Below are 6,837 nucleotides of genomic sequence, written 5' to 3'. Positions count from 1 at the left end.
GGTAGATCTCCAGGCCCGAGGCGCCGGGGCGCGCTTCACCGTAGCAGCGCTCGGAGCGCGGGGTCTCAGATCTCCCCGAGCGTGACCTCGGCCGTCCTGCTGTCGCCGTCCCGCGTGTAGGTCACGGTCACCTTGTCGCCCGGCTTGTCGCTCGCCAGGGCCTCGGAGAGCGCGGTGATGGTGGTGACACCGGTGTCGCCGATCTTCGTGATGATGTCCCCGGCCCGCAGCCCGGCCTGGTCCGCCGCGCCGTCCGGGTCCACGCTCACCAGCGCCACCCCGGCCGGCCGGTAGGAGCCGTCGACGACCGTACGGGCGGTGATGTTCAGGGCCGCCCGGCCCGAGTCGGTGACCCGGCCGTCCTTGATGATCTGGTCCGCGACCGTCTTCACCATCGAGACGGGGATCGCGAAGCCGATGCCCGGCGCCGCGCTGTCGCCCATCTGCGGGTCCGTCGCCGCGAGGGTCGGGATGCCGATCACCTGGCTGTCCAGATCGACCAGCGCCCCGCCGCTGTTGCCCGGGTTGATCGCCGCCGAGGTCTGCACCATGTTGGCGATCGTCGCGCCCGTGCCGCCGCCGGCCCGGCTCTCGCTGACGGTCCGGCCGAGCGCCGAGACGATGCCCTGCGTGACGCTGCTGGAGAGGCCGAGCGGCGAGCCCATCGCCATCACGATCTGCCCCACCTCGACCTGGTCCGCGTTCCCGAACTTCGCGGGCTTCAGCGCGTCGGGCACCTGGTCGAGCTTGATGACCGCCAGGTCCTGCTCCGGGTAGGAGGAGACCAGCGAGGCGTTCAGCACGGCCTCCCCGGTGGCGACGCTGACCTTGAACGTCTTCTCGTCACCGATCACATGGGCGTTGGTGACGATATGCCCCTTGTCGTCGTAGACGACCCCCGAACCGAGGCTGTCCGACGCGTCGATCTGCACCACGGAGGGCAGCACGTTCTTGATGACGGCCTGGTAGGCGCTCTCCAGATCGGCGGGGTCACGGGTCACGGAGCCCTGGGCCGTACCGGAGGGGCTGGCCTCCGGGGCCGGGGCGGCCGCCGGCGCCGCTCCGGAACAGCCTGCCGCCAGGGCCATCACGCAGACACCCGCCGACAGGGGCAGCAGCAGACGGCGACCTGCGGACAGGGGCGGCGGTGGCCGACGCGTACGGCCACGGGAAGAGATCTCCGGGGCTGACGGGGGCGTCGGGGTCTCCGGGGCTTCCCGGGATTCCGGGGCGGCCGGTGGTTCCGAGGGGGATGCGTCCATATCCGGAGTCTGGTGCCCCCACCCTTTCGGGTGCCTGTGCTGATGGGCCGAACGAGGCCCGCTCCCGTACGGCCCAGGGCCGAACGAGCCCGCCCCCGTACGGGCTCCTAGCCGCGCACCCCGCACAGGTGCAGCAGCGCCGCGACACTCCGGTACGGGTCGGTCCGCGCCGCCCGGTCCTCCAGGGCCAGCACCCGCTCCAGTTCGTCGGCGGGCAGCTCGGTCCCCTCGGCCACGTTGTCCGTGAAGACCCGCACCCCGTACCAGGCGTGCAGCGGGGCCGCGATCCCGGCCAGGGTGGCCCGCAGCGCGTCGAGCCGGTCGGCCCGCACGGTGGCACCGAGGCGATCGGTGTACGTGGGCGTGTCGAAGGCCTCCAGGGCCGCGCCGAAGTCCCCGCAGAGCCCGGGGCGCATCGCGAGCGCGTCCGCGTTCCGCACGAGCAGCGACAGCAGGCCGCCGGGCGCCAGCATCCGGGCCAGTCCGGCGAGCACCGGGTCGGGCTCCTCCACGTGCATCAGGACGCCGTGGCAGAGCACCACGTCGAAGCTGCCCGGCAGGAAGTGCACGCCGGTCTCCCGGCCGTCCCCCTCGATCAGCCTGACCCGCTCCCGGATGCCCTCGGGCTCGCCCGCCAGCACCTCGCGGGCCGCGGAGAGCAGCTCGGGGTCCGGCTCCAGACCGGTCAGCGAGTGGCCGGCCCGCGCCAGGCGCAGCGCCTGGACGCCCCGGCCCATGCCGACGTCCAGGATGCGCAGCCGTCGGCCGACCGGGAACCGCCCGGCCATCTGCTCGTCCAGCTGCCGGGCGACCAGCTCCTGGCGGACCGTGTCACGTACCCCGCCGGGGTCCCGTACGCCGCCGAGGCTCGCCGGAGAGACCCCGGTGGAGTCGGAGGGTTCCGTGCTCAGGGCCGCTCTCCGCGCTTGACCTGCGGCTTCGGGAGCCGCAGACGACGCATCTGGAGCGTGCGCATCAGACCGTAGGCCACGGCTCCGCGCTTGGGGGTGTCCGGGAAACGCTCCCGCAGCTGCTTCTTCAGCCGGATCGACAGACCGACCGAGTCGATCACGATCAGGATGATCACACCCATCCAGAGCATCAGCGAGATCGTCTGGATGTTCTGCACCTGGATCACGCTGAGGATCAGGATGACCACGGCGAGCGGCAGGAAGTATTCGGCGATGCAGAAGCGCGAGTCCACGAAGTCACGGACGAAGCGCCGCACCGGGCCCTTGTCACGGACCGGGAGGTACCGCTCGTCGCCCGAGGCGAGCGCCTCACGCTGCTTCGCCAGGTCGGCCCGGCGCGCCTCGCGCTGGCGCTTCACGGCCGCCTTGCGGTCGGTCGGCGCGCTGGACGCGGCGCGTCGGCGCTGCGTCTGGGCCTCGCTGCGCTTCGGGGTGGGGCGACCCTTGGGAGCCTGCGGGTCGCGGGGCTGCTTGGAGAGATCCGCCGTCACCTTGTCGGTGAGGCCCTTCTCTGTCTTGGCACGGCTACGGAACACAAAACCCAAGGGTACGGGGTCGGGATGCGGGCTCACGGACCCGGGCGGGAACGATCCGGCAACGGACGGCGTCCTGGTAAGCACCCCGACAGGGGCAGAAGGGACGTTTACCGCCGGTTTCCCTGACCGTATCGCCCGTTTCCTCGGCCGTCCCGACGGTTTCCCCGACCGCCGCCTACACCCTGGGCGGGAGCGGTCGCGGGGCGCAGTCGTCCTTGGGGAGGAGCACATCGGGACTCGAACAGTGCGGTAATAGAGGCAGGGCCCGTACTGTGGGTTCTATCGGGAGTGCTGGAGCTCAGTCCGTCAGAAGGGGGCGCGCGAAGCCCATGAGCGGTGTCATGAAGCGTATGGGGATGCTTTTCCGCGCGAAGGCAAACAAGGCCCTTGACCGGGCCGAGGATCCGCGCGAGACCCTGGATTACTCGTACCAGAAGCAGCTGGAGCTGCTTCAGAAGGTGCGCCGCGGCGTCGCCGACGTGGCGACGTCCCGCAAGCGACTGGAGTTGCAGCTGAACCAGTTGCAGGGCCAGTCGACCAAGCTGGAGGACCAGGGCCGCAAGGCGCTGGCGCTGGGCCGCGAGGACCTGGCGCGCGAGGCGCTGTCCCGGCGCGCCGCCCTTCAGCAGCAGGTGACCGACCTGGAGACGCAGCACACCACGCTGCAGGGCGAGGAGGAGAAGCTCACCCTCGCGGCCCAGCGGCTACAGGCCAAGGTCGACGCCTTCCGCACCAAGAAGGAGACCATCAAGGCGACCTACACGGCGGCCCAGGCGCAGACCCGGATCGGCGAGGCCTTCTCCGGCATCTCCGAGGAGATGGGCGACGTCGGCCTGGCGATCCAGCGGGCCGAGGACAAGACGCAGCAGCTCCAGGCGCGGGCCGGCGCCATCGACGAGCTGCTCGCCTCCGGCGCCCTGGACGACCCGACCGGCACGGCGAAGGACGACATCGCCGCCGAGCTGGACCGGATCTCCGGCGGCAGCGACGTGGAGCTGGAGTTGCAGCGCATGAAGGCCGAGCTGGCCGGCGGCTCCTCGTCCTCGCAGCAGGCGATCGAGGGCGGCGCGCAGGGCGGTGCGCCCCAGTCGCAGCAGTCCCCGCACAAGTTCGACAAGCAGTGAGGGCGGCGTCATGATCGTACGGATCATGGGGGAGGGCCAGGTCAAGCTGGCCGACAGTCACTTCGCCGAACTGAACGAGCTGGACGATCTCCTGCTCAAGGAGATGGACAGCGGCGACGGTCCCGGCTTCCGCACCACGCTCCACTCGCTGCTGGACAAGGTGCGCGAGCTGGGCACCCCGCTGTCCGACGACTCCCTGGAGCCGTCGGAGCTGATCCTGCCGGCGCCCGACGCGACCCTCGAAGAGGTGCGCGCCATGCTCAGCGACGACGGGCTCATCCCCAACTAGAGGCAGCCGCTCCGACGGAGCACCTGGCGGGTGGCCCCCGACCGGCGGCACCGGCCGGGGCGCCCGGCCTGAGGGCCTGCTCCATCAGCACTCGCACGTCTGCGCCCCGCGCCCGGCCCACCCGGCGCGGGGCGCGGTGCTGTCCGGGCTCTGCCCGGCCGCCCTCGTACGGTCCGGGGCCCTGGCTCGCCACCCTTGTACGGTTTGCGGCCCCGCTCCGCCCCGCCGCGTCCGTACGTCCGGAGGCTCGCCCCGCCGCGTTCGTACGGTCCGGAGGCTCGCACCGCCACTCTCGTACGGTCCGGGGCCCCGCCCCGCCGCGTCCGTACGGCCCTGGGGCGCCCGACCCCTCCGTACGGTTCCGTGGTCGTATCGGCACACCGCGGAGACGGTTCCGTACGCGACACGCCGTACCGTTGCTGGACGTGACCACCCTCCCCTCCGGGTTCGCGCGCGCCCGTCACTGGCTTCGGGACCACTCCCTCGCGTTCGACGCGGCCCTGGCGTTCTGCGTCCTGGTCTCGATGATCTGCGGTTCGTTCGCCGACCCGGGTACGGGCCACGGGCCGACGTTCGGGACCCGCACCCCCGAGGTCGTCAGCGTCCTGCTGATGGTGGTGGCCGCCTCGGCCCTCGTGCTGCGCCGGCGCCACCCCATGGCGGTCCTCGCGGCGACCGGTGTCCTCACGGCCACCGAGTACATCTTCATGGACCCGCCGGCCCCGGTCGTCATGAGCGCGGTCATCGCGCTCTACACCGTCGCCTCGCGCACCGACCGCCCCACCACCTGGCGGGTCGGCCTGCTGACCATGGGCATCCTGACGATGGCCGCGATGGTCTTCGGCTCGACGCCCTGGTACAGCCAGGAGAACCTGGGCGTCTTCGCCTGGACCGGGATGGCGTCGGCCGCCGGCGACGCCGTACGCAGCCGGCGCGCCTTCGTCGACGCGATCCGGGAGCGCGCGGAGCGGGCCGAGCGCACCCGGGAGGAGGAGGCCCGCCGCCGCGTGGCCGAGGAGCGGCTGCGGATCGCCCGGGACCTCCACGACGTCGTCGCCCACCACATCGCCCTGGTCAACGTCCAGGCCGGGGTCGCCGCCCACGTCATGGACAAGCGCCCCGACCAGGCCAAGGAGGCGCTCGCCCACGTACGCGACGCCAGCCGCTCCGCGCTCAACGAACTCCGGGTCACCGTCGGGCTGCTGCGCCAGTCCGGCGACCCCGAGGCCCCCACCGAACCGGCCCCCGGCCTCGCGGTCCTGGACCAGCTGGTGGACACCTTCCGCAACACCGGGCTCCCCGTCGAGGTGGCCGGCGCCGACCGGGCCCCCCGGCTCCCCTCCGCCGTCGACCTGGCCGCCTACCGGGTCATCCAGGAGGCCCTGACCAACGTACGCAAGCACGCGGGCGCCGGGGCCAAGGCCGAGGTGAGCGTCGTACGGGTCGGGGCCACCGCCGAGATCACGGTGCTGGACAACGGCCGGGGGAGCGCCGGTCGGCGCCCGGGAGGCGGGCCGGGCGGCGCACCGGAGGGCGGCCGGGGCACCACGCCCCCGGACAGCGGCGGCCACGGTCTGCTCGGCATGCGCGAACGTGTCACCGCCCTGGGGGGCGCCCTCACGGCGGGGCCTCGTTACGGGGGCGGGTTCCGGGTCCATGCGATCCTGCCCATCGAGGCCCGCACGGGCGAACCGGAACCACCCGGCCCGGCGGCCGCGACGGGGGAGCGCCGATGACACAGCCCGCACAGACGCCAGACACGCCACAGGCACCACACACGCCACAGGCACCGCCCACGCCAGACACGCCACAGGCACCGCAGCCGGCACCTGTTGAGGCACCGATCAAGGTGCTGCTCGCCGACGACCAGGCGCTGCTGCGCAGCGCGTTCCGCGTGCTGGTTGACTCCGAACCCGACATGGAGGTCGTCGGCGAGGCGGCCGACGGGGCGCAGGCGGTCGAGCTGGCCCGGACGACCGGCGCCGACGTGGTGCTCATGGACATCCGGATGCCGGGCACGGACGGACTCGCCGCCACCCGCATGATCAGCGCCGACCCGGAACTGGCCGCGGTGCGGGTGGTCATGCTCACCACCTTCGAGGTCGACGAGTACGTGGTCCAGTCCCTGCGCGCCGGAGCCTCCGGCTTCCTCGGCAAGGGCGCCGAGCCGGAGGAGCTGCTCAACGCGATCCGGATCGCCGCGGGGGGCGAGGCGCTGCTCTCCCCGGCGGCGACCAAGGGGCTCATCGCCACCTTCCTGGCCCAGGGCGGCAGTTCGGGGGAGGAGCCGGACAGCGCGGAGTACGGGGAGAGGCTGGCCGCGCTCACCGTGCGCGAGCGGGAGGTGCTCGTCCTGGTGGCGGGCGGCCACTCCAACGACCAGATCGCCGAGCGGCTGGCGGTCAGCCCGCTCACCGTCAAGACCCATGTGAACCGGGCGATGGCGAAGGTGGCGGCCCGGGACCGGGCCCAATTGGTGGTCATCGCGTACGAATCGGGCCTGGTACGCCCACGGGGGGAGTGACGGGGCGGTCGCAGGACGCGAAGGGTGGAGAAACGGCGTACTCCACCTGCGGTATGCGCGGCGTAAGAAAGCAACCCGGGGACCGACGTCCGGGCGATGCGGGTCGGAGATCGTATAAGCGGGCGGGATGT

At 72.5% G+C, this 6,837-nt stretch carries 7 protein-coding genes; 4 read left to right on the top strand and 3 right to left on the bottom strand.

Features of this window, described 5'->3' with window-relative positions; genetic code table 11:
- Nucleotides 1-65: 65 nt before the first annotated feature.
- The 3 genes from AB0917_RS13975 to AB0917_RS13965 all read right to left on the bottom strand — a co-directional run bounded on the left by AB0917_RS13975 (nucleotide 66) and on the right by AB0917_RS13965 (nucleotide 2,769).
- Nucleotides 66-1,088 carry a trypsin-like peptidase domain-containing protein gene (locus AB0917_RS13975; RefSeq protein ID WP_366819750.1) on the bottom strand — a complete coding sequence of 341 codons (1,023 nt, stop codon included), beginning with the start codon at nucleotides 1,086-1,088 and terminating at the stop codon, nucleotides 66-68.
- Nucleotides 1,089-1,369: 281 nt separating this feature from the next.
- Complete coding sequence (locus AB0917_RS13970) at nucleotides 1,370-2,077, bottom strand: methyltransferase domain-containing protein (RefSeq protein WP_366819755.1); 708 nt, start codon at nucleotides 2,075-2,077, stop codon at nucleotides 1,370-1,372.
- Between the two features lie 92 nt (nucleotides 2,078-2,169).
- Nucleotides 2,170-2,769, bottom strand: coding sequence for a DUF3043 domain-containing protein (locus tag AB0917_RS13965; protein ID WP_366819749.1), 600 nt, complete (start codon nucleotides 2,767-2,769; stop codon nucleotides 2,170-2,172).
- A gap of 341 nt (nucleotides 2,770-3,110) precedes the next feature.
- On the opposite strand from AB0917_RS13965, the gene AB0917_RS13960 reads away from it, so the two are divergent.
- From AB0917_RS13960 to AB0917_RS13945, 4 genes are all read left to right on the top strand, one after another.
- On the top strand, nucleotides 3,111-3,893 hold the full coding sequence (locus tag AB0917_RS13960; protein ID WP_366819748.1) for a PspA/IM30 family protein: 783 nt from the start codon (nucleotides 3,111-3,113) through the stop codon (nucleotides 3,891-3,893).
- Between the two features lie 10 nt (nucleotides 3,894-3,903).
- Complete coding sequence (locus AB0917_RS13955; protein WP_366819747.1) at nucleotides 3,904-4,182, top strand: hypothetical protein; 279 nt, start codon at nucleotides 3,904-3,906, stop codon at nucleotides 4,180-4,182.
- A gap of 425 nt (nucleotides 4,183-4,607) precedes the next feature.
- Nucleotides 4,608-5,918, top strand: a complete 1,311-nt coding sequence (locus AB0917_RS13950) for a sensor histidine kinase (protein WP_366819746.1) — start codon at nucleotides 4,608-4,610, stop codon at nucleotides 5,916-5,918.
- A gap of 113 nt (nucleotides 5,919-6,031) precedes the next feature.
- Nucleotides 6,032-6,706, top strand: coding sequence for a response regulator transcription factor (locus AB0917_RS13945; protein ID WP_366819745.1), 675 nt, complete (start codon nucleotides 6,032-6,034; stop codon nucleotides 6,704-6,706).
- The last annotated feature ends 131 nt before the right edge of the window (nucleotides 6,707-6,837 follow it).

Origin of the sequence: Streptomyces sp. NPDC007346 (assembly GCF_040703535.1) — a bacterium.
Taxonomy (GTDB): domain Bacteria; phylum Actinomycetota; class Actinomycetes; order Streptomycetales; family Streptomycetaceae; genus Streptomyces.
This window is presented reverse-complemented; position numbering and strand designations above follow the sequence as displayed.